The organism is Rossellomorea sp. H136 (assembly GCF_056838065.1).
On record NZ_CM166371.1, the window covers coordinates 2,584,058 to 2,607,878 of the forward strand.

General features: G+C 36.5%; 20 protein-coding genes and 4 pseudogenes. 7 read left to right on the forward strand and 17 right to left on the reverse strand.

The genetic code is table 11. The annotated features are described in order from the left end of the window. Positions 1-69: 69 nt before the first annotated feature. The 4 genes from ACYH0O_RS13050 to ACYH0O_RS13065 form a co-directional block, all read right to left on the reverse strand. Complete coding sequence (locus ACYH0O_RS13050; RefSeq protein ID WP_482629061.1) at positions 70-546, reverse strand: HAD family hydrolase; 477 nt, start codon at positions 544-546, stop codon at positions 70-72. Between the two features lie 149 nt (positions 547-695). Further along, positions 696-1,070, reverse strand: a complete 375-nt coding sequence (locus ACYH0O_RS13055; protein WP_482629062.1) for a transposase — start codon at positions 1,068-1,070, stop codon at positions 696-698. A 28-nt stretch (positions 1,071-1,098) separates the two neighbouring features. Beyond that, positions 1,099-1,650, reverse strand: coding sequence for an IS3 family transposase (locus tag ACYH0O_RS13060; RefSeq protein ID WP_482632565.1), 552 nt, complete (start codon positions 1,648-1,650; stop codon positions 1,099-1,101). A gap of 56 nt (positions 1,651-1,706) precedes the next feature. Next, positions 1,707-1,874, reverse strand: coding sequence for a transposase (locus ACYH0O_RS13065; protein WP_482629063.1), 168 nt, complete (start codon positions 1,872-1,874; stop codon positions 1,707-1,709). Between the two features lie 79 nt (positions 1,875-1,953). Between ACYH0O_RS13065 and ACYH0O_RS13070 the strand changes: the two are divergent. After that, positions 1,954-3,730 (forward strand): annotated as a pseudogene (locus ACYH0O_RS13070) (Tn3 family transposase); the annotation flags it as partial. Positions 3,731-3,933: 203 nt separating this feature from the next. On the opposite strand, the gene ACYH0O_RS13075 reads toward ACYH0O_RS13070, so the two are convergent. After that, on the reverse strand, positions 3,934-4,323 hold the full coding sequence (locus ACYH0O_RS13075; protein ID WP_482629064.1) for a hypothetical protein: 390 nt from the start codon (positions 4,321-4,323) through the stop codon (positions 3,934-3,936). 335 nt (positions 4,324-4,658) lie between these two features. Then, a complete protein-coding gene (locus ACYH0O_RS13080) occupies positions 4,659-4,805 on the reverse strand; it encodes a hypothetical protein (protein WP_482629065.1) in 147 nt (48 codons plus the stop codon). A 998-nt stretch (positions 4,806-5,803) separates the two neighbouring features. Here ACYH0O_RS13080 and ACYH0O_RS13085 point away from each other — a divergent pair. The 3 genes and pseudogenes from ACYH0O_RS13085 to ACYH0O_RS13095 all read left to right on the forward strand — a co-directional run bounded on the left by ACYH0O_RS13085 (position 5,804) and on the right by ACYH0O_RS13095 (position 8,167). Further along, positions 5,804-6,763: a DUF3231 family protein gene (locus ACYH0O_RS13085; RefSeq protein WP_482629066.1), complete on the forward strand. Its 960-nt coding sequence runs from the start codon at positions 5,804-5,806 to the stop codon at positions 6,761-6,763. 399 nt (positions 6,764-7,162) lie between these two features. Next, positions 7,163-7,685 (forward strand): annotated as a pseudogene (locus ACYH0O_RS13090) (DUF3231 family protein); the annotation flags it as partial. A 26-nt stretch (positions 7,686-7,711) separates the two neighbouring features. After that, positions 7,712-8,167 carry a hypothetical protein gene (locus ACYH0O_RS13095; protein ID WP_482629067.1) on the forward strand — a complete coding sequence of 152 codons (456 nt, stop codon included), beginning with the start codon at positions 7,712-7,714 and terminating at the stop codon, positions 8,165-8,167. Positions 8,168-8,432: 265 nt separating this feature from the next. Here the strand turns inward: ACYH0O_RS13095 and ACYH0O_RS13100 are convergent, their stop codons facing one another. Together ACYH0O_RS13100 and ACYH0O_RS13105 are read right to left on the reverse strand one after the other, a co-directional pair. Next, a complete protein-coding gene (locus ACYH0O_RS13100) occupies positions 8,433-8,561 on the reverse strand; it encodes a hypothetical protein (protein WP_482629068.1) in 129 nt (42 codons plus the stop codon). 249 nt (positions 8,562-8,810) lie between these two features. Next, the gene (locus tag ACYH0O_RS13105; RefSeq protein WP_482629069.1) at positions 8,811-9,407 is read right to left on the reverse strand and encodes a DUF1062 domain-containing protein; all 597 of its coding nucleotides are present in this window, start codon (positions 9,405-9,407) and stop codon (positions 8,811-8,813) included. A gap of 851 nt (positions 9,408-10,258) precedes the next feature. Between ACYH0O_RS13105 and ACYH0O_RS13110 the strand changes: the two genes are divergently transcribed. Beyond that, positions 10,259-11,827 (forward strand): alkaline phosphatase family protein, encoded by a 1,569-nt coding sequence (locus tag ACYH0O_RS13110; RefSeq protein WP_482629070.1) that lies wholly within the window; start codon positions 10,259-10,261, stop codon positions 11,825-11,827. Positions 11,828-11,870: 43 nt separating this feature from the next. Here the strand turns inward: ACYH0O_RS13110 and ACYH0O_RS13115 are convergent, their stop codons facing one another. From ACYH0O_RS13115 to ACYH0O_RS13135, 5 genes are all read right to left on the reverse strand, one after another. Then, positions 11,871-12,158, reverse strand: a complete 288-nt coding sequence (locus ACYH0O_RS13115) for a hypothetical protein (RefSeq protein ID WP_482629071.1) — start codon at positions 12,156-12,158, stop codon at positions 11,871-11,873. Positions 12,159-12,778: 620 nt separating this feature from the next. Further along, the gene (locus ACYH0O_RS13120) at positions 12,779-13,075 is read right to left on the reverse strand and encodes an antibiotic biosynthesis monooxygenase family protein (RefSeq protein ID WP_482629072.1); all 297 of its coding nucleotides are present in this window, start codon (positions 13,073-13,075) and stop codon (positions 12,779-12,781) included. Between the two features lie 214 nt (positions 13,076-13,289). After that, positions 13,290-13,484 carry a DUF6980 family protein gene (locus tag ACYH0O_RS13125; protein WP_482629073.1) on the reverse strand — a complete coding sequence of 65 codons (195 nt, stop codon included), beginning with the start codon at positions 13,482-13,484 and terminating at the stop codon, positions 13,290-13,292. A gap of 49 nt (positions 13,485-13,533) precedes the next feature. After that, positions 13,534-13,941 carry a hypothetical protein gene (locus ACYH0O_RS13130; RefSeq protein WP_482629074.1) on the reverse strand — a complete coding sequence of 136 codons (408 nt, stop codon included), beginning with the start codon at positions 13,939-13,941 and terminating at the stop codon, positions 13,534-13,536. A gap of 792 nt (positions 13,942-14,733) precedes the next feature. Further along, positions 14,734-17,166: an ATP-binding cassette domain-containing protein gene (locus ACYH0O_RS13135; RefSeq protein ID WP_482629075.1), complete on the reverse strand. Its 2,433-nt coding sequence runs from the start codon at positions 17,164-17,166 to the stop codon at positions 14,734-14,736. A 347-nt stretch (positions 17,167-17,513) separates the two neighbouring features. Here ACYH0O_RS13135 and ACYH0O_RS13140 point away from each other — a divergent pair. Both ACYH0O_RS13140 and ACYH0O_RS13145 read left to right on the forward strand, forming a co-directional pair. Beyond that, positions 17,514-17,633 (forward strand): annotated as a pseudogene (locus ACYH0O_RS13140) (DUF3238 domain-containing protein); the annotation flags it as partial. A 283-nt stretch (positions 17,634-17,916) separates the two neighbouring features. Further along, a pseudogene (locus tag ACYH0O_RS13145) lies at positions 17,917-18,142 on the forward strand (NADPH-dependent FMN reductase family protein); the annotation flags it as partial. Positions 18,143-18,372: 230 nt separating this feature from the next. On the opposite strand, the gene ACYH0O_RS13150 reads toward ACYH0O_RS13145, so the two are convergent. The 4 genes from ACYH0O_RS13150 to ACYH0O_RS13165 form a co-directional block, all read right to left on the reverse strand. Beyond that, entirely contained in the window at positions 18,373-19,917 is a 1,545-nt protein-coding gene (locus tag ACYH0O_RS13150) for a BCCT family transporter (RefSeq protein WP_482629076.1), read from the reverse strand. Between the two features lie 139 nt (positions 19,918-20,056). Then, entirely contained in the window at positions 20,057-21,499 is a 1,443-nt protein-coding gene (locus ACYH0O_RS13155; protein WP_482629077.1) for an aldehyde dehydrogenase family protein, read from the reverse strand. A 21-nt stretch (positions 21,500-21,520) separates the two neighbouring features. Beyond that, positions 21,521-22,576 (reverse strand): homoserine dehydrogenase, encoded by a 1,056-nt coding sequence (locus ACYH0O_RS13160; RefSeq protein WP_482629078.1) that lies wholly within the window; start codon positions 22,574-22,576, stop codon positions 21,521-21,523. Then, positions 22,566-23,813, reverse strand: a complete 1,248-nt coding sequence (locus tag ACYH0O_RS13165) for a M20 metallopeptidase family protein (RefSeq protein ID WP_482629079.1) — start codon at positions 23,811-23,813, stop codon at positions 22,566-22,568. Before ACYH0O_RS13165 ends, ACYH0O_RS13160 begins: the two co-directional genes overlap by 11 nt. Between the last annotated feature and the right edge of the window lie 8 nt (positions 23,814-23,821).

Below are 23,821 nucleotides of genomic sequence, written 5' to 3' on the forward strand. Positions count from 1 at the left end.
CCCGACTTGTTTTTGGTGGAGGATATTTAGTCTTATTACCCTTTGAAAATAGATAAGTTAGAAAATAATTTATGATATAACTTTTAATAATTCATGGAGAGACCTTATGACAATAATTTCTGGATGCTGTTGCTTATCAATTCGATTTAACCATATTCCTTTCATTCCAGCCATCTTGCTACCTAATGCATCTGTATCCACACGATCACCTACATAATAGCAGTTTTCAATAGTGTTATTCGTTCGGAAACAGGCTTCCATAAAGATTGATTTGTCTGGTTTTGCTGCACCTACTTCACTTGAAGTAATAACACAGTTAAAGTACTCTTCTACTCCGATTCGTTTCAGCTTTTCCACTTGTTGTTGAAAATCTCCATTACTAATAACGCCCAATGGATAGCCTAATTGTTTTAGTTCGTCTAGTACCTCTATCACATCTATATAAGCTTTCCAATTCTTCTTAAATAAAGACAAGTATATCTCGAACTTCTCATCAGCCTCTTGATTTGTTAGATTAACTTTCACCATTTTAAAAAGCTCAATCATTCGTGCTCTTTTTTGGACTTCTTTCAAGAAAATGGACATTTAAAAATGAGATGCCAACTTGTCAATATCCTACCGCACTTCGTTTGGTGGGGCATTCGAAATGATCAATCAACCCCATGATTGATCCATTCTAACGCCAAATGGCTGTTTTATGAGATGGAATCCAGGATTGAATGTTGATAGTTTCTCTCAAAGTTATTAGGGGACAGATACCCCAGCTTAGAATGCTTTCTTTTCTCGTTATATCTACTCGTAATATAATGGTTGATGGCCTTTACGGCTGCTTCTTTTGTTTCAAATCTCCAGCGATAAATAAGCTCTTTCTTTATTGTCGCATGAAATGATTCAATACAGGCATTTTCGTAAGGGTCTCCTTTTCTACTCATACTCATTTTAATCCCATGGTGATTCAATTCATCTACATATTCATTTGAAAAATATTGAGAGCCACGATCAGAGTGGTGGATCAGTCCACCACCAGGCCTCCTTGTGGTGATAGCCATTTGTAATGCTTCTAAAAACAAGCTCTGTTCTCATAGATTCCCCTAAACTCTACCCGACAATCTTTCGTGAAAAGAGGTCCATAATAGAAGCGAGATACACCCAACCTTGCAGGGTTCGTATGTACGTGATATCGGCGACCCAAATCGTGTTTGGAGTGTTTACATCGAACTGTCTTCTGACTAAATTAGGATAGATCGTTAGATCGTGATCCGAGTCTGTGGTGACGACATACTTCTCCAACGGTGTCGCTCTTAGCTCCAATTCCTGCATATACCGAGCCACCGTTTTCTGAGAAATAGTGTATCCCCACTCGATTAGATCATCGTGTACTCTAGGACTACCGTACGTACCTTGACTCTCATGAAACGACTTACAGATCTTTTGTTTTATTTCATTTTTCATCTTTTCTTTTTCTGTCTCTTCTTGAGTTTGTCGGTTTACCCAATTGTAGTAACCGCTCGTTGCTACATTTAGAACCTCGCACATCTTCACCATCGTATGCTCATCTTTGTGGGCATCAATAAATTCATACTTTACTCTGGTTTTTTCATGAAGATGTGCATCGCCTTTTTTAAGATTTCGTTTTCCTCTTGAAGAGATTTTAACTCTTTCTCATGTTGCTTCTTTAATTTTTCAAAGTCAGAAGGAGTAATGTATTAAACTGATTTGTCAGCCGATTTCTTCTCTTTAAACGTTCTCACCCATCGCATAATGGAGGAGTAAGGGATTTCTAACTCGTAAGCTAAATCTGTTGCTTTTCGGCCTTCTTCGACCACCATCTTTGCCACATACTCTTTATATTCTTGCGAATGATGTTTACTCATGTGAACACGTCCTTATTAATGATAGTTATAGTGTAACGAATTATCATTTTCTTGTGTCCACTTTTTAGACTAACTTTAGTTAGAACTTATAAAAAAATATATAAATTCAAATGCTCACTTTTTTCCAAAGTCTGACCAGGTTCCATTAGATGGTGTGATCCGTCCCAGCTGGAGATACCTAGTCGTGGAACAGGAGACTTCAGGCGAAGAGAGAATCAATCGTATTAATTATGAGATTAGCACCTTGCAAGCCTTACGTGATAGGCTACGATGCAAAGAAATATGGGTACCTGGTTCGGAACGATATCGTAATCCAGATAAAGATCTGCCGCAGGACTTTGAACAGCGTCGCGAAGAAAACTATAAAGCACTGAAAAAACCTATTAATCCCGATGATTTTATCACAAATTTAAAGGAAGAAATGAAAAAGGTATTAAATAAATTGGATCAAGGAATTCCTAAAAATAATAAGGTTCGTATTATAACAAAAGGGAAAGGGAACGGTAATGGACGAATATCTATTTCTCCTTTTGATCCGGTGCCTGAGCCAGTTAACCTATCACGCCTAAAAGCTGAAATTATGAAACGATGGCCAATGACAAGTTTACTAGATATCCTCAAGGAAGCTGATTTGCGTGTAAACTTTACGGACCTTTTTAAAACAGCAGCATCAAGAGAGGTCATTAGTAAAGAATTGCTACAGAAGAGGCTTATCTTATGTTTATACGGTTTGGGGACAAATGCAGGGTTAAGCGAGTTTCAAATGGGAAACAAGGCGAAAAGTATAAAGATTTATTATATATACGGCGAAAATACATTGATAAAGACAATCTACGTAACGCTATTGCTTAGATTGTGAATGCCATTTTGCGAAAAATAAATTGACAGATATATGGGGAGAAGGAACAACTTCCTGTGCTTCCGATTCCAAGAAATTTGGTGCGTGGGACCAAAATCTAATGACTGAATGGCATATTCGGTATAGGGGCAGAGGTGTAATGATTTACTGGCATGTAGCGAAACATTCAACCTGTATCTATTCTCAATTAAAATCATGTTCTTCTTCTTAGGTAGCGTCTATGATTGAAGGAGTTTTGAAACATTGTACAAGCATGGAGGGTGAAAAGAATTATGTAGACAGTCACGGTCAAAGCGAAGTAGCTTTTGCATTTTGCCATCTATTGGGTTTTCAGCTTATGCCCAGATTAAAAGCTATCAATTCACAAAAACTTTATAGGCCAGATAATGGATGAGTGATGCTTTCCCTAATTTACAACCGATTCTTACAAGACCTATTAACTGGGAATTGATTCGTCAGCAATATGATCAGATGATTAAATATGCTACGGCCCTGCGTCTTGGAACTGCCGAAACAGAGGCTATCTTAAAGCGATTTACAAGAAGTAACCTAAAACATCCGACTTATCAGGCTCTATCTGAGCTGGGAAAAGTCATTAAAACCATTTTCTTATGTGATTATTTAGGATCGGAAGACATTCGGAGAGAAATTAATGAAGGTCTCAATGTGGTAGAGAACTGGAATTCCGCCAATGGTTTTATTTTTTACGGAAAAGGTGGAGAAATTTCTACAAATAGATTGAAAGACCAAGAGGTTGCCGTTCTTTCCCTGCATTTATTACAAAATTGCCTCGTGTATATTAATACACTCATGATTCATTCAATCTGTATTATCGGAAAAGCAGTGGCAGGATATGATGACACCTGAAGACTTGAGAGCGTTAAGTCCACTTATATATAGCCATGTAAATCCTTATGGTCTCTTTAAATTGGATATGATGGAGAGAATTCCAATCGAAGAAAGGCAATTAGAAATAGAAAATACTTTGCATATTTAACTTTATTCCTTATTTCGGGTAGTGACAGCTCCGCTGGTACTACCCCTATATGGCGAACCCGCTAAAGAAAAAGATCCAGAGAGTTACAGAGATGAAAAAGGGAATTTTTATATTGTGGGTAGTTTCAATAACAAATATTTCTAAAATAATATATACAAAAAAAGTACGGGGGGTATTTAACCCCCGTACTTTTTTTGTATATATTAAACATTGTCAATTCCATTGTATCTATCTTTAGCAGTACGGCAAATTTTTTCCATCTCTAATCGAGCCTTTTTTGCAACTATCGGAGACATTGTTTTTAGAAGCTTTGTTTCATGGTATTCAACTTCCTCACGTTCATTATCAGTCAGGATGTCTTTAACAGATAGCTGTTTGGCGGAGCTGAAAGGATGTTTAGGAGATTTAGGGTTGAATTCAATTAATGATGGGTTATCAGAATAAAATCGATCTTTAGCTCTTTGAATAATTTCGCTAATCTCGTTCTGGTATCGCTCTACACTTGAAAATGAATCAACTTCCAACATTAATTTCTGCAGCTCTTTTAATTTGGTATACTCATTGCTTGTGAGTAACTCCTTGAATTTTTTCATCCAACTCGCCTCCTTCTACAAATTTTATTATCCTAATTTTAACATATTACTAAATTCAAATAAATAAAAAACCACTGCCTCAAATGTGAAGGCAGTGGTAAACAATGTTTAGAAGACCTCTCTAATACTATGTAAGTATCGAGATTTTGCTCTTTTTACAACTTCATGAAGTTTCTTCTTATAAATTCAGGCACTAATGTGATTGTTACTTGTAAGTAATCGATCTTGTAATGCTTCGTATTTTAATTTCTCATCCTCTGTAAGTAGATCCAATACTCGGATTGATTGCTGCATGTTAAATGCCTCCAATTTTTAATTTTAAGAAGATAAAGCTGTTATGCTCCATCTTCTTTTTCATTCTCAGGTTTCTGTTCTACAGGTTCATTGAGGAGTAAGTCTGTCTGCTTGAGTAGCTTGTCTTTGTAATTCATAAGAGATTGCTTAAGAATAGCAAAAACAATTTCAGGACTCCTGGCACCCATAGCAACGAGTACACCAAAACGAACCCAGCCTTCTGTTCTCTTTTCAATGTCCTCTCTAATATCCCAAAGTGCCCCGTCATAATCAATTAATGTTACTCAGGCCAAAATTGAAATGAAGGAAGAATTAAAGGATAGAGAGCTTTTAAGAAGTAGATGAAATAAACGAAATTCATCGTCGAAGCACCTATTTAACCACTGCAAAGCAAATTGTCGGAAGATTTATGGTGCATATAATAAAGGCTTAAGATTAGAAAATGAGTTGGTCAGTATCTGATAGTATGTACTCAACTAATTCAAATTGCTCGGGATTGGACGCAAGATAGCTTTAATGATCAATACCCAAATTTAGAAGTTGAAATTGAAACGAAGATAAACTTTCTCCAGACGGGAGTGAATGGATAGTGGAGCAAAATACCGTCTGAAAGTAGATTCACTAGGGAAATTCACCTCAGAGGTAGGTTTCTATTTTATAAATAGCTACATTCCACTTTTATTTATGATTTATTCCCTACGTAAAAGCAAATTTAAAAGTACTGAGTATTAAGTTCAATGAAAACCTAGAAAATAGCTACTTTGAAGAACCTGGTGTTTAAGTAATTCAAAAGTTTTTTCTATGTTTACTTTTCGACTGTCTGGTAAAAAACTGAACACTGCCGGAACTAAGGGTTGTACAGTGGGTTCAAACTTGGCAATTTCATGAATATTATATTAAAAGCTGTCTCTAAAAGATTGTTTCTATTGAATAAATGGCATACCCATTGATAGTGATATGCTCCCCTAAAGGTAGACAGATCAAATATAAAATCTGTTTACCTGGGGAGTTTTTTATATGGCCAAACAATACTATTCTGTAGAATTCAAGCTTAAGGTTAGTTTCATATCTTCGCTTGTTATTCGAGATCAATCTATGTGTGTTTAGGAAGAATTACTGATTCATGAATAATCAAGAATTTTATTGACAAACTAAAAAAAGAAATTGATTCTTTAGGAGGTATAAAATGAACGTAAATGAATTAGGATTCCTTTGGTACTTACAATCAAGTTCAAACATGATCAATTTATTATTAAAATATCTTAGTGAAACTTCTGAGGATACTGATTTAAGGAATACTTTAAATGAAATATATGAAATCTCTACATATCAAGAACAAGAGGCTACTCAATTATTGTCTGAGGAAGGATATAAAAATACACCGTTCTTCATGGAAGATGATATATATAGTTCAACAACAAAGCTATTTTCAGACCAATTAATTATAGAAATCTTAAAGCATATAACGAGTAATGGATTGAAAGCGCTCGCTATTCAATATGTTGAATTAACAGATTATAAAGTAAAAAATTTTTATAAAAAACTACTCAATGATGTAATTCAATTAGATTTTTCTTTATTAAAATTGCTTAATGATAAAGATTTATTACAAAATAATTCCTTCTCTTATAAAAAAGCAGATGAAAGGGATGGGAAACTATTCAAAGTTGCATCAACTCAGCAACGGCCACTTAATGCGGTAGAATTGGCAAATATGTTCAGTTCCCTTCAATGTAACAATGTTGGAGTTGCTCTTTGTATCGGTTTTTCTGAAGTCGTAGAGGATATGGACACAAAGAAATTTATACTAGAAGGGAAAAAGCTAGCATTTTATCAATCAGCCTCTTTATCCGATATCTATAGAGAAAATGGAATTCCAACTACAACTGGACTAGAGGCTCACGTTAACAAAGTAAAGGAATCACCTTTTTCAGATAAATTAATGGCAAACTTAATAATGTTCCTAAATCCAGTAAGTATAAGTAATCTACAAAATGCAGTGGTATCCAGTTATAAAAAGGATCATATAGATTCTTTAAAGGAACTAATCAAAATGGTTGAAGACTATTCAGAGAAAGGACTGAAGTTATTAATAAGGAAAAATTGGTTTAATGAACCACCAGTGTCTAATTGGTCCCATAAATAGAAACGGTGGCAGGTGCTAATCGAGAAATGGTAACTTCTCGGCACATACTTTAGGGTTTTTCCGCGAAAGGATATTACTTGTTAAAACTTCTTTTCTGCGGCCAAAACAGAAATATTCTCTTTACTGTGGATTTTCAATAAGATATGAAAAGAGTACTGAGTTTGAGATTGTTTTTCTTGAACATAATTTTTATGCTTAATTCCTTACTATAGTATGATGATCGTAAGAAATTTACCATAGAAAAAAACAAAAGAGATTAAATTTACCTTTTCGAACACCAGAGGCATTCCGCCTATTCTATACAGGGCTTTGTTATCAATAATCTTTTTTTATACACTTTCCATCCGGCCAGTTACACGAATTCTATAAGCGACACCCACCGCGACATGCTCCCCAAGTGAGCAGACGTCCAGCCAAGATTTCACAGATGGATTTTTCGGAAAAAGTAGAAAATTATCAGCGACAGATATCATTTGTATTTCTTTCAGCCTTAAAAAAGCATTATGGCTAAACCCTTTCTATCGCATTCAGTCAAGTCGCTCAAATAAAAGAAGAAAGAAAGTTCTTAACTGATTCCCAGAACACGACTTAAGGTCAAATAAAAAATTTTCCAAAAATAATGCAAAAAGATAACTTACCAGTTCCGAAATCTTGGGAAGCAGAAGTTACAACTTCAACGGACTCTCCTTTTTCCGATAAGTTAATGATCATCATATCGGTTTTTAGTTTCAAGCTGCACAAAACTATCATGGGGCAGGACTAGCAGAAGCCATGCGTACAGACCTTCTGACCGCTTTTGAGGGTACTATTCTCAAAAATCTTATGGTAACAAAGAAATGGTTTAATATTATGGCACAAAATAAAATGGTTAGAACCACCCCCACTTGCTCCTAACAGAAAAGAAATTGCAAATGAAGTCTAGTAAGCACAATTGCTGGGGGTTATTGAGTGAATAAGAGCATATTTGAAAAATTAATATGGAGCATTGCACTTCCTGGGTTTGGACAGTATTTAAACGGAAAGTATTTTAAAGGCACAGTTTTATTAATACTTGAATTTCTGATTAATATACAATCCAATTTCAATCAGATCATACTTATGAGTTTTCACGGAGAAATTGCCAATGCAATAAAATATGCGAACTATCAGTGGTTGATGTTTTATCCTTGTTTGTACTTTTTTTCTATGTGGGATGCAGTTAAAGACGCAGGAGGAGACAAAGCCCCTTATTCTTTCCTTTCGTATGTGTTCACTGCGTTTTTTGTAACTGTTGGATTAATTTTCTCCTCAGACTTTACGATATTTGGAGTGTTATTGGGTCCTGTATGGCTCCCAATGTTGTTTGTTTTTCCTGGATTAATATTCGGATTTATTGTTGGAAAAATCTTAAATAAAATATCTTAAAAACCATCACTTTAAATATTTTAGAGGATGGTTTTTTATGTTGAATGTGCATGAAAGTTTATTTAACTAAACTGCTTATGTTAGTGGAACAAGAAAAGCCTTACTCTTTATTGAAGTAAACCGTTAGCTCAAGAAAAACATCATCAGTTTAGTTCTAACCTTTAGCTATTTCAGCATCTTTGCATATGCATATGCTGCAGCACCAGTCATTCCTGCCCGGCTACCAAGGTTCGTCCCGGCACTAAATGTTGTGCCATATACTACCTTACCATCGCTGACTATGCCCGACCAATCCTGTATCCAGAGTAATTAATACAATGTTTTTATATCCTACTCCCGCACCATACTTCCATTCCCATATAGATTGACCCTGTACATCATTATCAATAAACACAGGAAAATCAAAAACCCCCTAATGAATAAATTCACAAAATATAAATCGCATGATTAGAATTATTCGAACTATAAGAGGCTAAATCCTTTTCACTTTATTAATTAATCACATGATTCTGCTCCATTTGTTATAAGAAAGTTTCTTCATAACAGGAATGCTGCCCCAATAATGGAATAAGGGTACAGTTGAAGATCGGCTGCCCGACCTTCACCTGTACCCTTAGAGAATAGCCTTTGCAATGATAATAGATTATGATGTTAAAGCATCAACTTTGTACCAATCACCTTTGACTGTAATTTGTAAATCATCTATAACATTGCTCTTCATCTTAATGTTCGGATTTAGTAAAATCGTTCCATTCTGAGACAGTTTATTTACTTTTGACCTTGAAATGCCAAGAATTTCTGCTATAAGTTTATCTATTCTAAGACCAAAATCATATTTATAGCAAAGACTAATTGTAAACTTGTTAGATCGTGAATCGAGCTTTTCTTTTCTTAACTCGTATCGTATATCTGTAATTACATCATTACATAGTTTTCTTAATTTGTTGATTTGAAAAGCATAGTACCAAATGGTCTCTTTATCATTATTCATAAACTTTTGAATGAGCATTGAGTCAATTTTATTAATATTTACTCTGGATAAAATGGGGTAATTCCAAGTTCCCTCACAATGTGTACAGTTATAAATAAGCCAAATATCAACTATTTTTTGATTCGCATTTACCCTGAATTTCTCACTACAATAAAATTTTGTGTTCGTTTTACATTTACTGCAATTTCGTTTTATATAAGGGGTTTCCTTAGCAATGATCTCATACGTGAATAAATTATTTAAACTCATACACCAGTTCCTCCTATTTATTCAGAGGAACGCAAAAAATGGTTGAATGGAGAAAAATTTCCCATTTAAAAAAGCGGAATACCATATAGGTATCCCGCTGGAATTAAAACAACTGACTATCCTGCGTTCCCTGTAATGGTTAAAAATAGGCACACTTCTCCCGTCATTGAACACTAATGTTCAAAAAGAAATGTACTATTTAGTTGCTTAAACCATTACAAGTATGTTGGCAAACCCAATTCCACCTTCCAGATTTCTGTATCTTTAGTATACCATTATTTTATCAATAATTTCCATTGTTTTATTATCATTCAGGAGATTTACTGTTGGCTTACTCTCCCCATTCTACATATTCACTGCAATCTTGAGAGGTTTTTGCCCATCCCCTCAAAAAGTTGGAGTAAGGGGGCTTTCGGAAAATAAATCCTTATCAATATGACTTAACTATGCCAATTTTATATTCATCATAATCCCAACCAACTGATTCACACAGCACAATTAAACCTGGAATGTCATATTTGCTAAACTGGACTAATTTTAACTTTGACTCGTGACTTGCAACCATTAATTCTTCTCCATCTTTAAATCCTAATTTTTTTGGGGCTTATTGCATTAACTCACTACTTTATTCCACCAACCTCCCTATAAAGGAACAATGAAAATAGATGGAGATTGCTATCAATTGATAACTGTCAAAATCTCAAGAATATCTGGAATTATTTTTGATTTTTTTGTTACTTTTTTCTTAACCATAGAACAGTACCCTCTCTTTAATTTATATAACTCATTAATTTAATTCATCTGTTAATACTAAAGATTAAGGAAATCAAACCATTACTGGGGATGAAGTCATGATAAAACGTTTATTAGTAATTTTTTCTTTTCTTATTTTTGCTATCGGGTTTACCGGCAGCAGCCAGGACTCGCCCATGGATACCAAGATACCGTTCCCTCAGCAAACTGGCAGCCAATACCATCCGAAAGTGGTTCTCCTCGTTATTGACTCATTAATGGATAAATCGCTGAAAAAGGCAATTGAGGACGGAAAAGCTCCCGCCCTGGAATTTTTTAAAAAGAACGGCCAATACAGCACTGATCTGGTAAGTTCGTATCCGACAATGTCGGTCACGATAGACAGTTCTTTAATTACAGGTACTTATCCAGATCAGCATAAAATTCCAGGGCTTGTCTGGTTTAATGATAAAGAAAGACGAATCATAACCTATGGAAATGGATTTTTTGAAATCTTAAAGCTGGGTGTTTCTGATTTTGCAAGGAACGGTCTTTATGCCTATAACAATCAAGACTTGAGTAGCAATGTAAAAACCATACATGAAGACCTGGACAATGCAGGCTTAAAGACTGCTTCTATAAACGCTTTGATTTACCGTGGAAATTATCCTAATACCCTGAAGGTCCCTGCCTTCATTTCGGCAGTGACCAACCTGCCTGATGAAATACAAACCAAGGGCCCTGAAACGCTGTCATTAGGATTGTTTTCCAGAAAGAATCAGGAAAACAATCATACCGTCAATCGAATTGGCCTGAATGATTCATTTGCAGCAGAGGAGTTGATATACCTTCTTAAGAATAACACTTTACCTTCCTTTACAATTCTGTATTTACCGGAAAATGATTATACAGTACACAGAAAAGGTCCTTCCGCGATTAAAGGAATAGAAGATGTGGATAAGCAGCTCCAAAACGTTCTGAATAGCTTCACTGATTGGAACGAGGCACTCGATAACATTGTGTGGGTTATTATGGGTGACAGCAACCAGTCCTTAGTGAAATCAAATAAAAAAGAAGCTCTCATAGACCTTAGAAAAGAACTCTCTGAATACAACATATTGGAGCTAGGCGAAGCTGTCCGGGCTAAAGACGAAATTGTTATCACCGCAAATGAACGGATGGCGTATCTTTATATTCTTAAAGAGGACATTCAGCTACGGCAAATGGCGAAAAAGTTACAAAAAGAGTCACGTATATCTTGGATAGCATGGAAGGAGAACGAACGTATTAAAGTAATTTCCCCTGACCATCAAGGGGAACTGTCATTTCAACCAGGAGGCCCCTATAAGGACCAATATCATCAGTCATGGTCCGTAAAAGGAAACAGTGATATCCTCGATATGAAAATTAAAGACAATACAATCAGCTTTGGAAATTACCCAGATGCTTTAGCAAGGCTATATGGAGCAGCAGAATCACAAAAAGGCAGCTTTCTTATCACGGATGCCAAACCAGGATATGAATTCATAGGAGAAAGTTCACCGGAGCATTCCGGCGGAGGTGCCCATGGCTCGATGCACAAGGCAGATTCAACGGTTCCACTCATAGTGACAGGAACAAATAAAAGCATTGAAAACTTAAGAATCGTTGATTTAAAAGACTGGATTATTGAGATTATCCAAAGATAAAGAAAGCCCACCTGAGTGGGCTCTTTCCTGAATGAGCTTTCTACTATTCATTCTGCATTTGATTCTTGTCAGGAGCTATTTCATTCGCAAATTCGTTGATTGCTGCCAGGTTTGGCTTGGCTCCACTTAAAGGATTAGTGTTCACTAGATTCTGAAACGTACGTCCAATGTTGCTGTTCATGCTCCTTCTGTTCAGACCATAGGCAGCAGCACTCATGGCAAGGCTCAAAACCGATCCCCAAACCATTCTTCTGTTAGCTCTTTTTCGACCAAACATATTTAGGAAAGAAGATCTCTTTCTTCTATTGAAAAGCGATAATAATTTATTCAAACAAACACCTCTTCGTTTAGATTAAGAAAGTTCTACTTTGACTTTCAAATTTATTATCTGTCTAGTCACTAGCATTATGACTGGTAAAACATTAAAGGGATACAGGTTCCACCTTATTATCTGTAAAACCTCATTACCGATTTTTAAAATAAAACTCCCGCACCTTCAGGATTTCCCCTTCCTCCTCAAAGGGTTGGATACGATACGGTCCCCTTCAAGGCACGAAAAATAGTCGGGCTCAAATAAAGTAACCGTTTGTATGTGTCAAGCTTCCCTCGACATGGTAATATTTTAGCCAACATTTCCGATACTGTAGTTCTAAAAGGTAAATTGCCTCATATAGACATTGCCGAATAAAATGAACGATGAAGCCATCCAGAAAAAAAGAACGTGGGTTTATAAAACTTTTAGTCACGTTGGCCGACCAAACATTTTAAATCTTTAATCACGGCTGATAGTCCATTCTGCTACCAGTTCCTCGACCACCTTTAATTCATATTTATCGACCCTGTATTAATCTTCAACTTTTTGACCGATACAGGAAAAGGACGCGTTCTTCAATAAACGCGCCCGATTGCGGAAGATGCTCAACTTACGCCAACGTTTGTAAAGCAAAATTTTTATGAAAGATCAACTTTTTGAAAGTGTTCAACTATCGGGAATGGATCATAGAAATGATGGAGTTGATGTTTCCATTCTTGATATTCGTGTGATTGTCTAAATCCAACTGTATGATCTTCTAAAGTTTCCCACCTTACTAATAATAAATATTTCCCCTCAGCTTCCATACAACGTTGTAATTCGTGGGATATATAGCCCTTCATCGATGAAATAATTTTAGAAGCATTACTAAAGGCCTCTTCATATTCCTGTTCCATACCTTTTTTAACTTGAAGCATGACTCCTTCTAATATCATAAAAGCTACTCCTCTGTGTCAAATTATAGAATGAATATTTTTCACTCCATTTCTTCTTTTTGCGATTAATATTCCTTTTGAAAAGACGCCATTCTCTATTCAAGAAATGCGTCCTTGGAACTACTGAGCTGCTTCTATTCGCTGGGTTATCAAAAAACTACTTCAGCAACCTTAATTTTTAATCCTAGTCACCTCTCTTTAATTTAACGACAAATTATAATTTCGAGCCACACCACGGACAAAAATCAATTTCTACATTTGAAGAACCACCATCATGAAAAATCAATCCGTATTTATTATCTCTTTTATTAGATATGATTATTTTGTCAGAACAATCAAAGGGATTGTTCTGAATATCACACATGAAATTTGCCTGATAACCCCTGTCCTCGCAACATTGTTCATTCATTATTTTCACTTCTCCAAAATACTTCAACCTCCATTACAGGAAGAAGACATCATTTTTCTAGTCTCACTAACGTTTTTTCAGGTATTTTAATGTGATCAATATCAAAGTTATTGATTTGAAGGGTTAGATCAGCTTCTCGCTTTTCTGTTTCTTCTCCGAGCCAACAGCTATACAATTCGAAATAATCACCTTGTTCAAGATATTCATCCATAATTTCACATAATCTAATAAGCTTTTGCTTTGATTGAGCACGTACACTTGAATTCGTGAATTTCGAAATTTCAATCCCCCAATCAGTTGACACTTCATAAACATATGTAGTAGTAAATTGGTGTTTCTTTATATTTATTCGGTGTTGTTCTTCCGAAAAAGAATCACCTATAAGTATAATATCATTCGAATCTTCACCACTTAGTGGTATTTCAATATTACAGCCAATATAGCTAGCTAAACTCATTTCCATCCATCCCTTTTAATCCTTATTAAGCTAACATGACCCGTTACTCTAAGGACAACATTTGAAATCTCTTCCTAATTTTAGTATTATACCACAACTGCGTTGCTCCATAATCTAGCTCAATTCATTAAATTGAACGCATTTCTTGCTCCAGAAATGCGCCTGATTGTTGAAAAAAAGGCGTATTGTTTCACATATCTATTCAACATATAATTCGTTATTCCGTTATCGTTTTCTGCCATTACTCACTTAGTTGTCTATAGATTTGGATTTATGAACCTCCTCACTCTGTACATTCTTTCAGCACTTATCTTCCAGACCCAAAAAAAGTCACAAATTGGATCTCCATCAATATGAAGGGAGACGAAATTTTGTAACAGTGTATATTCATGGATGCTTATTTAATGTCCTACGGGAAATGCGGGTAAAAGGAGATCCCTCATGCACGTAATGACCGAGGATCGTCAGACCTGCAGCGGAAATCGAGTTTCCCCGAGCGGATCAACAATTAAGTGTCTATTAGATTTAAGAAAAAAAAACAATGACTCTTCAGCAGTCATTGCGTTTTTCCTAGCGTCCATTTTTTGATTGACAAGTTTATACTAAATACCGCTCGATGATTAATAAAAGAGTATCGCCAGGTAAATGTAGATTTACTCACCAAATATATGTGGCCCAACGTCTCGGGGCTGCCCAATACACAATCTGACGCATTATCCTATTAACGCGTCAGATTGTGAAAGGTCCTTGCGCAAAGTCTTATTAAACCAATTAAAAGGTTTTAAGCTTTTATTATAAATATTGACCTGTCACAGATGATGGATTCGCCCTGATGTCAATTGGTGTTCCATTTGCAATTATTTGTCCTCCTTTGACACCACCTTCTGGACCTAAATCTATAATCCAATCACTTGCATGGATCATATGAATGTTATGTTCTACCATAATAATTGAATTACCATTATCGATTAAACGGTTGAATAACTCTAACAGATATTGAATGTCATAAGGGTGCAGTCCTGTTGAAGGTTCGTCTAATAAGAACAGACTCTTTTGTTTATTTTTCTTCATTAAAGAAGTTGATAGCTTTAATCGTTGCCCTTCACCACCAGATAATGTTGTAAGTGATTGACCAAGTTTTAAATAACCTAATCCGATTTCAGTTAATAATTTGAGGACTTTATGGATTTTTGAATCATTCCGGAAAATATCTAGTGCTTCTTCAACTGAACATTCTAAGCAGTCATTTATATTATAGCCATTGTACGTGATATTGAGGATGTTTTCTTTGAAACGTTTACCTCTGCACGTCGGACAGACAACTTCCATATCATTAAAAAACAACATGTTACTCATTACATAGCCAAGTCCTTCACATGTCTCACAACGACCGCCATTCGTATTGAATGAAAAGTGTTTAGATGTAAGCCCTTGTACTTTACTAACTTCGAGTTTGGCAAAAAGATTTCGTATGTCTGTGAATACATTGGTATATGTAGCAACATTCGAGCGTTTCATTTTTGAAATACTTGTTTGGTTAATGGTAATGATTTCGTCAAACTGGTCTAACCCTGAAACATTGTTTGCTTCTTCTCCTACGACATCAAATATCAATGAAGATTTACCTGACCCTGAGACACCTGTTACACTTACCAGTGATTCAGTAGGAACGGATACACTTACAGAAGCGAGGTTATGACGCGTGGCTTCTTGAATATGAATGGGTGTTTTTCCTGCTTGTCTAACATTTTTCTTAGGTTGACTTCTGTTTGAAATGTAGTCTTTAATTAGAGATTCCACATTTTTTTCAAGATCCCCTAATGTACCAGTACCAATTAATTCGCCACCGAATCGGCCAGCCTTTGGTCCAATCTCAATTAAATAATCAGCTTCTCTCATGACATCCGTATTATGTTCAATCACTAGAACTGTATTGCCTTTATCTCTTAGTTTTTTCATGATGGCAATGATACCTTCAGTGTCTTTAGCATGAAGACTAGCTGTTGGTTCGTCGATAATATAAACAACATCTGTTAAGTCTGAATCTAAGATGGCAGATAAACGAATGCGTTGACTTTCTCCGCCAGATAAAGTGTTTGTCCCACGTTCTAATGTGAGATAACCGAGACCAAGACGTTTTATACGTTTAAGTTTAGTTTCTATATCACGAATATAGACATCAACTGACGATATTTCCTCCTCAGTCAGGATCAACCTACAGTCATTGACCCACTCTAACAATTGATCTAAATCCAACGTTGAGATTTCTGTTATTGAACGATCCATCACTTTAACACTACGGCTTTGTTCAGTTAATTTCGTGCCATTACAATCAGGACATGTATCACTATAGAAAAAAATAGATTCTTTCCCCATATCTCCACTTTTTTCTTGATATTTACGCCAAAGGTTTGTCATTACACCTTGGAATTTACCATCACCTACTGTTTTCGGTTCTTTTTTATCAGTAAGCTTCCCTACTTCCTTACTGCTTGTCCCATAACAAAGTAAAGCATATTGTAATTCACTAAAATGTTTAAGCGATGTATTTTGTTCAAGTGGCACGTTGTAATAGTTCATTGTCCTTTTGATATTATCAAGTTGATAGTCTAAGTATCGACCGTTCCATAAAGCAATCGCACCATTTTCAATTGACAATTCCGAATTAAATAAGGTGTTGACATTAATTTGGATGACTTTACCGATACCTTTACATTTTTGGCAAGCGCCTTCGATTGTGTTGTAAGAAAAGTGGCTTCGTATCAATTTTTTATACTTATGCTCACAGTGGGGACAAATTTGAAAAACAGTAAACTCGCCATCTACGTGTTCTGTTTCTTCAATGGCCTGAATGGGGTTCACTTTTTTCTTGCAGTTGGGACATGGGCGGATACCAAGCTTTTCATAAATCATACGTAAACTCGTATACATGGCAGTTTTAGTTCCTACTGTTGATCGAGGATTAGATGAAGTTTCTTGCTGCTTTAAACTTATAGCAGGAGAAGCACCACTAATATGTGCAACATTTGGTTTTTCAATGCCTTGCATTCCCATTGCCTCTAAATATTGTCGTTGTGACTCATTAAATAGAATGTCATGTGCGAGTGTTGACTTCCCTGATCCAGAAACACCAGTTATCACTGTCAATTTACGTTTGGGAATTTTCACACTAACATCTTTTAAATTGTGTTCGTTCGCATGTTCAATACTTATCCATTCCGTCATCACAACATCCTCCTTATTCTATTGAAGAGGTTATTATATATGTGTACATAAGAGCATGCAAGCAATATCCGAAAGTATTGCTCAAACCTTTACACATGGTTTTTCATTGAAGGTATTGCTCTCGATTTTCGATGATGTTTCTTTTCGTTAATTATAAAGAAAGTAGTAGACTGATTGGTGCTAATGGTGAATAACGTCCATCATTCTGAATAAGATGACCCGAAAGCTAATATTATAAAGCTTAATAACTTTATTATAAACGTCGCGATTTAAATTCAAACCTACTCCATCTGTTACTTTAAAAGTCTCTTCACCATAGTTCGTGATCCTGGGTAATGTTACTACTCTATTATCAAGTAAATTTTGGTCCGTTTGAACAAATTTATACTCATGATTTTAGAGAAACTGGTGACACACCTGAAGCTCAAGCTGGAGAAATGGAGTATTGTTTTAAAAAGATATTGTAATGTAATTATGTTGCTACATTGTCATAAAAACCAAGATAATTTTGTATTCATAATAGGTTTCTCGCACAAAACGGTAAGATCCCGAATTAAGTAAATTTAGACAAGATATGCTATAGGGTTTATTCCGCTGATGATGATTCCATGAATATGAAAATTTAAATTAATATAATCATGAAAAAACCCTAAGCATTTTTTCTTGTTGGCGGTATACCTAATCAATGGTATGTATTTTTAGTAAGTAAATATATAACAACGTAAGAGTGAGTAACAGGAGGAAAAGAGATTGACAACAGTTTTATTTGGAAAAGCAACCAACCGTCTAGCAAATCAAGCAGTTAGTGTAAAAATTATATGAGGCTTTTTTAACGAGCTATAAAGAAGCACATCCAAATGATACAGTGGTAGAGCTTGATTTATACAATGAAGAATTGCCATATGTAGGAGTAGATATGATTAACGGTACATTTAAGGCTAGTAAAGGACTTGATTTAACTGCAGAAGAAGCTAGAGTTCATTTTTTTCCTTGATTGAAAGTTAAAAGATTGAATATCTCCCCCACTCCGGGACTTATATACTAAATCAACATTCGAAACCTATCATTTACTTTAACGTATATCTGCACACATGCCCCCAACAAAGAAAAGGAATACTAGAAACAAAGAAACAATCAAGCTTCCTTTGTTTTTAGTATTCTTTTTCTTGAATTACCTACTATTTGTAATTAATTTAACACTATCTTTTACTGTGCTTTCCTTTGTAATGGTACCTTGCTAATGTCTTGTTTTACAGATTTATGTTCATTTTGCAAGGATTTGAATAAGGATACACTGATCAAAATCATAATAATGGTAAATGGAAGGGCGGCAATTAACGCAACAGATTGCAAACCTTCTAATCCACTGCTGACAATTAATACACCTGTAATTGCAGCTATTAATACTCCCCAAATTGCTTTTACTGTGTTGGACGGATTTTCATTTCCGTCGGATGACATAATACCAAGAACGTAGACCGTAGAGTCCACTGATGTGATAAGGAAAATCGCGATAAGTACAAGCATTAGCACAGATAGCAGGCCGTATAGAGGAAACTCTTGCAAGAATACGAATATTGCTGTTGCGACATCCTGCGAAACTGCATTAGAAAGGGCCGTGTTTTGGAATAAATCCATATATATTCCTGTTCCACCGAAGATTGCCATCCACATAAATGCAATGACTGGAGGGATGATCAACACACCAATGACAAATTCTCTAATGGTTCTTCCCCTTGAGATGCGGGCAACAAACGAACCAACGAATGGAGACCATGTAATAACCCATGCCCAATAAAATACCGTCCAGTCATGTACCCACTTATCACCTGTGTAAGGTGTTAAGAAAAAGCTCATTTCGATAAAATGTTGTAAATAATCGCCGACTGCAAGTACAAAACTTTCTAAAATAAATACAGTCGGACCTTTAAATAGGAAAAAAAGCATAAAACCAATAATTAATACCATATTCGTATTACTTAAGATTTTTATACCTTTATCTAAGCCAGTTATCGCTGAGGTCATATATAGTATAAACATTGTACCTATGATCAAGATGGGCATCCATTTAGAGTCGGGCATGGAAAACACATAATTTAAGCCTGCATCAATTTGTAAAACACCCATACCCATCGATGTAGCAACCCCTGTTACAGTTGCAATGATAGCGAGAGTGTTTATGGTTTTTTTAATACTTCTTTTTTTCACCTTTACACCATCAAGCGTCTCACTTACAAGCAATTTACTTTTTTTACGGAATTGAAAATAGGCCAAGGCTAGTCCGACGATGGTAAAAACAGACCATTGATGAAATCCCCAATTAAAAAAGGAGTAACGCATTGCGACGCGTGCCGCTTCAGGTGATTGAGGTTCGATTCCATTAAGAGGAGGATTGGCGAAATGGGTTAGGGGCTCGGCTACACCCCAAAAGACAATCCCGGCACCGAATCCTGCTGCAAACAACATACTGATCCAAGCAAAAAAGGAAAATTCAGGTTTCTCCTGTTCTTGTCCAAGCTTAATTTTTCCATACTTACTGAAAGCCAGGAATAAACAAAACGCAACAAAACCTGCAACGGAGGCTAAATAAAACCAACCAAATGAATCATTGATAAACCCTGAAACAGAAGAAGCATTTTTTGCTAGACTCTCAGGAGAGAGTGCCCCCCATATTGCAATAAAGACAACAATAATTGCCGACACATTAAAAACTGGATTGTTATAAAAAATACTCTTTTTGTTTTTCTTCAAATCAACCACCCTTTATTAAATTTTTTATACGTAAATCAGATGTTCTGTTTAGTGGTTTGAATTTTCAGATACTTTAAAACGGAAAAGGGAATCATGCTTCTATAGCATCTTCCCTTTCATTGCTTATTTGCACTTCGTATTAATAATTGGATAATTTGAAACAAACTACTTTCGGTTCTGTCATTTCCTGTATCGAAAACGAGATACCTTCGCGCCCTAGCCCCGAATTCTTCACCCCACCAAACGGCATCGCATCAATTCGGTAGTCACTGCTGTCATTAATCATAATTCCTCCAACATCCATTTTAGATATGGCCTTATGAGCATTTTCGATATTTTTCGTGAAAATTCCTGCCTGTAATCCATAATTTATGTCATTTGATTGTTGGATTGCATCATCTAGATCCGAAACAGAGTAAAGAAGAACTACCGGTCCAAATATTTCCTCTTTAGCAATGGTACAGTCCCCTGGTACTTTTGCCAAAACAGTTGGAGAATAAAAAGCACCATTCCGTTCGCCACCTGTTAAAATAATTGCACCTTTCTGGATTGCCTCTTTAACTAAATTCTCAACTCGAATAGCTTCTTTTTCATTAATAAGTGGTCCTATATCTGTTAACTCTGATTGTTTATCACCAACACGACATTGATTAGTGCGTTCTACAAATGACTTCTCGAATTCATCCATAATACTTTCTTGGATGTAAATACGTTGAACACCTAAGCAGTTTTGTCCTGCTGCCCAAAAGGCACCGGATACTGTTGACTCTATCGCATCTTCAAAATCAGCGTCTTCTAGTACAATAACTGGTGAATTTGAACCTAGTTCCATGCTAATTTTTTTCAAACCAGCTTTACGTGAAATTTCTTCCCCTGCATTTAATCCTCCTGTAAAAGTGATCATTCTAATAGCAGGATGTGTAACTAAAGCATCACCAATCTCACTTCCGTAACCAGTAATGACGGATAACACCTTTGGAGGTAAACCAGCTTCAGCAAATGCTTCAGCTAGCAGCAAAGCACTCAAAGGTGTGACAGTTGCAGGCTTGACGATAATCGCATTACCTGATGCAATTGCTGGTCCTACTTTGTGTGCAACTAAGTTCAACGGATCATTAAAAGGTGTTATGGCACCGATAATTCCGATTGGAAAACGATAATAATACCCGATTCGATTCTCACTTCCTGGACTTTGATCAAAAGGAATTGTCTCCCCATGAATCCTTCTTGCTTCTTCAGCACTGATGCGAAGTGTTTGAATAGCCCTAGCCACTTCTTTTGTTGCTTCACGAATGGTTTTGCTTCCTTCTCTAGCAATAGTTCGCGCATATTTTTCTTCATTTTGTTCAATATAATCAGCCGCGGCATTAACAATTTTCATACGTTCATGTACTGGCATGGAAGCAGCAATTTTCGCTCCATCTTTCGCTTCTTCAATACACTGCATCATATCTTCCGATGTTGCAGCAGGGACTGTATCAATGATGCTGTTATCTTGGGGATCACGTACCTCAATTACTCGATCACTTTTCACCCATTTACCTGCAAGAAACATTTTTTGACCTGTAAGTTGAGTTGTCATACTATTACCGCCTTTCCATCATTAGATTTTTGCTAGTTTTCTTTCCCGATCAATAGCAATTAAATCAATTAATAGGGAAAAACCAGTCTCTACTTTCCCGGCACCTGCTCCGCTTAACGTCACTGTACCTAAGAGGTCACATTCATAGGTGATCGCATTCGTAGCACCACTGATGGATGCTAGTGGATCCGTAATAGCAACTTTTTCAGGTGCAATCGAGGCAATTACTTTGTCGCCAACTTTACGGGCTTTCCCTAATAATTTCCAGCGTTTCCCTTCTGCTTTTGCTTCGTCTATATCTTTTAAAGTAATGTCTGTAATCCCTTTGCATGATACTTCTTCTACCGTTAGAGGTGCTTTCATACAGTAGTTTGATAAGATCACAATTTTATATCTTGCATCATGGCCTTCTACATCACTAGTAGGATCTGCCTCTGCGAACCCACGCTCCTGTGCTTCTTTTAATGCATCATCGTAAGACGCACCTTCATTTTCCATCTTTGTTAGGATGTAGTTAGTTGTACCATTTAATATACCGCGTATTTCGGTAATTTCATTACCTGCTAATGTAGCGATCGGCATACGTAATGCGGGTGTCCCGCTCATAACAGTTCCCTCAAATCCCCAGTAAACACCCTGTATATTCGCAATTTCAGCAAGCTCATTATAAGCAAGTGCGACTGGCCCTTTGTTTGTCATTACAACATTTTTTCCACTTTCAAATGCAGCCTTACAATGGTCAATGGCTGGTTGACCGGTTTTGACGTCCGTGTAAGAAACTTCAATGATTGTATCCGCATTTGTTTCACGAATCGTTTTAAGACTATCCCATCCTTTAACTAGTCCTGGCGTTTGTGGATAGTTTTCTAGACTGCCGGTTTCAATTATCACTTGCAAAGCAGTATCGATATCAAGGCCGTTCGGATGATAAATCGACCCTTTCATTAAATCCGAAATTGCAACAATATTAGCTTGAAAATTTTCCTTTTCCTGCAGCATTTCTTTTTTATCGCGCAAGATTTCAGCTAACCCTTGACCGACTACACCAAATCCAATAAATGCTAGTTTATGAGCCATGTATTTGCACCTCCAAATTTTTATTGATTGGCAAGTTTACTTCACCTATTAAATACCTTATTGCTGTTTGTGCAAGGATCGCTGCCCCTATCGGCAGGCATGTTTCGTCAATATCAAATATTGGTGTGTGTAAATCTCTTTGCACCCCATCTGATGTTGCAGCCCCTATGAAAAACAAGGAACCAGGAAGCTTTTGCGTTACAAAACCAAAATCTTCTCCACCTAATCCAAATGGACCTTTCCTGATCCGAAGTTCAGGGTAGATTTCAAGCATTGTTTCAGTAAACCACTTGTTGATGATCGCACTATTATTTAATGCTGGTTCACCTCTTTGGACTTCTAATGAAAATTGACCACCAAGGGGCTCCACTATTGAAAACGCTTTCTTTAACTCCAATGATAATTGATCACGGATTCCTGGTGTATAACTGCGAATCGTACCTTCTATAACTACCTCTGTCGGGATAATATTACTCGCTGTACCTGCATGAATTTGACCTATGCTCACGACTGCCGCATCTAAAGCAGATACTTTCCGGGCAACAACCCCATGCAGTGCTTGCATAACAGGACCAAGCATCCAAATTGGATCCGTCCCAAGTTCTGGATATGCTCCATGGCCGCCTGTTCCATAAATACTTCCTTTGAAAACATCTACATTTGCCATACTGTAACCGTCGTTAATTTGGACATCACCGACCGGAAGCCACGGACACATATGAAGAGCAATTGCAGCATCTACTTTGTCATAAACACCCGCTTGCACTAGATACGCAGATCCTGATCGTCCACTTTCATCTGTACTTTCTTCTGCAGGCTGAAATACAAATTTAACGGTTCCTGTTACCTCACCCTTTTGAAAGTAATCAGCAAGTACGGAAGCAACACCTAGTAAAGTAGCCGCATGTGCATCATGGCCACATGCATGCATTACACCAACGTTTTTAGAGGAATAACTCACTTTATTTTCTTCTGTAATTGGGAGAGCATCGATATCAGCCCTAATCGCAATTGTCGGACCCTCGCCAGAAGTTAATGTGCCGACAACACTGGTTTCAACACCAATACCTTGTTCTACTTTCATTCCATTGATTTGTTGTAACGTTTCAGCCACAAATTGGGAGGTCCCGAACTCCTGAAAGCTGAGTTCGGGATGTTGATGAAACGTTCGTCGCCATTCTATCAATTTGTCAAACAAGCTATTTACCTGCATGACTATGGGATGATCATTTGACATTAACCATT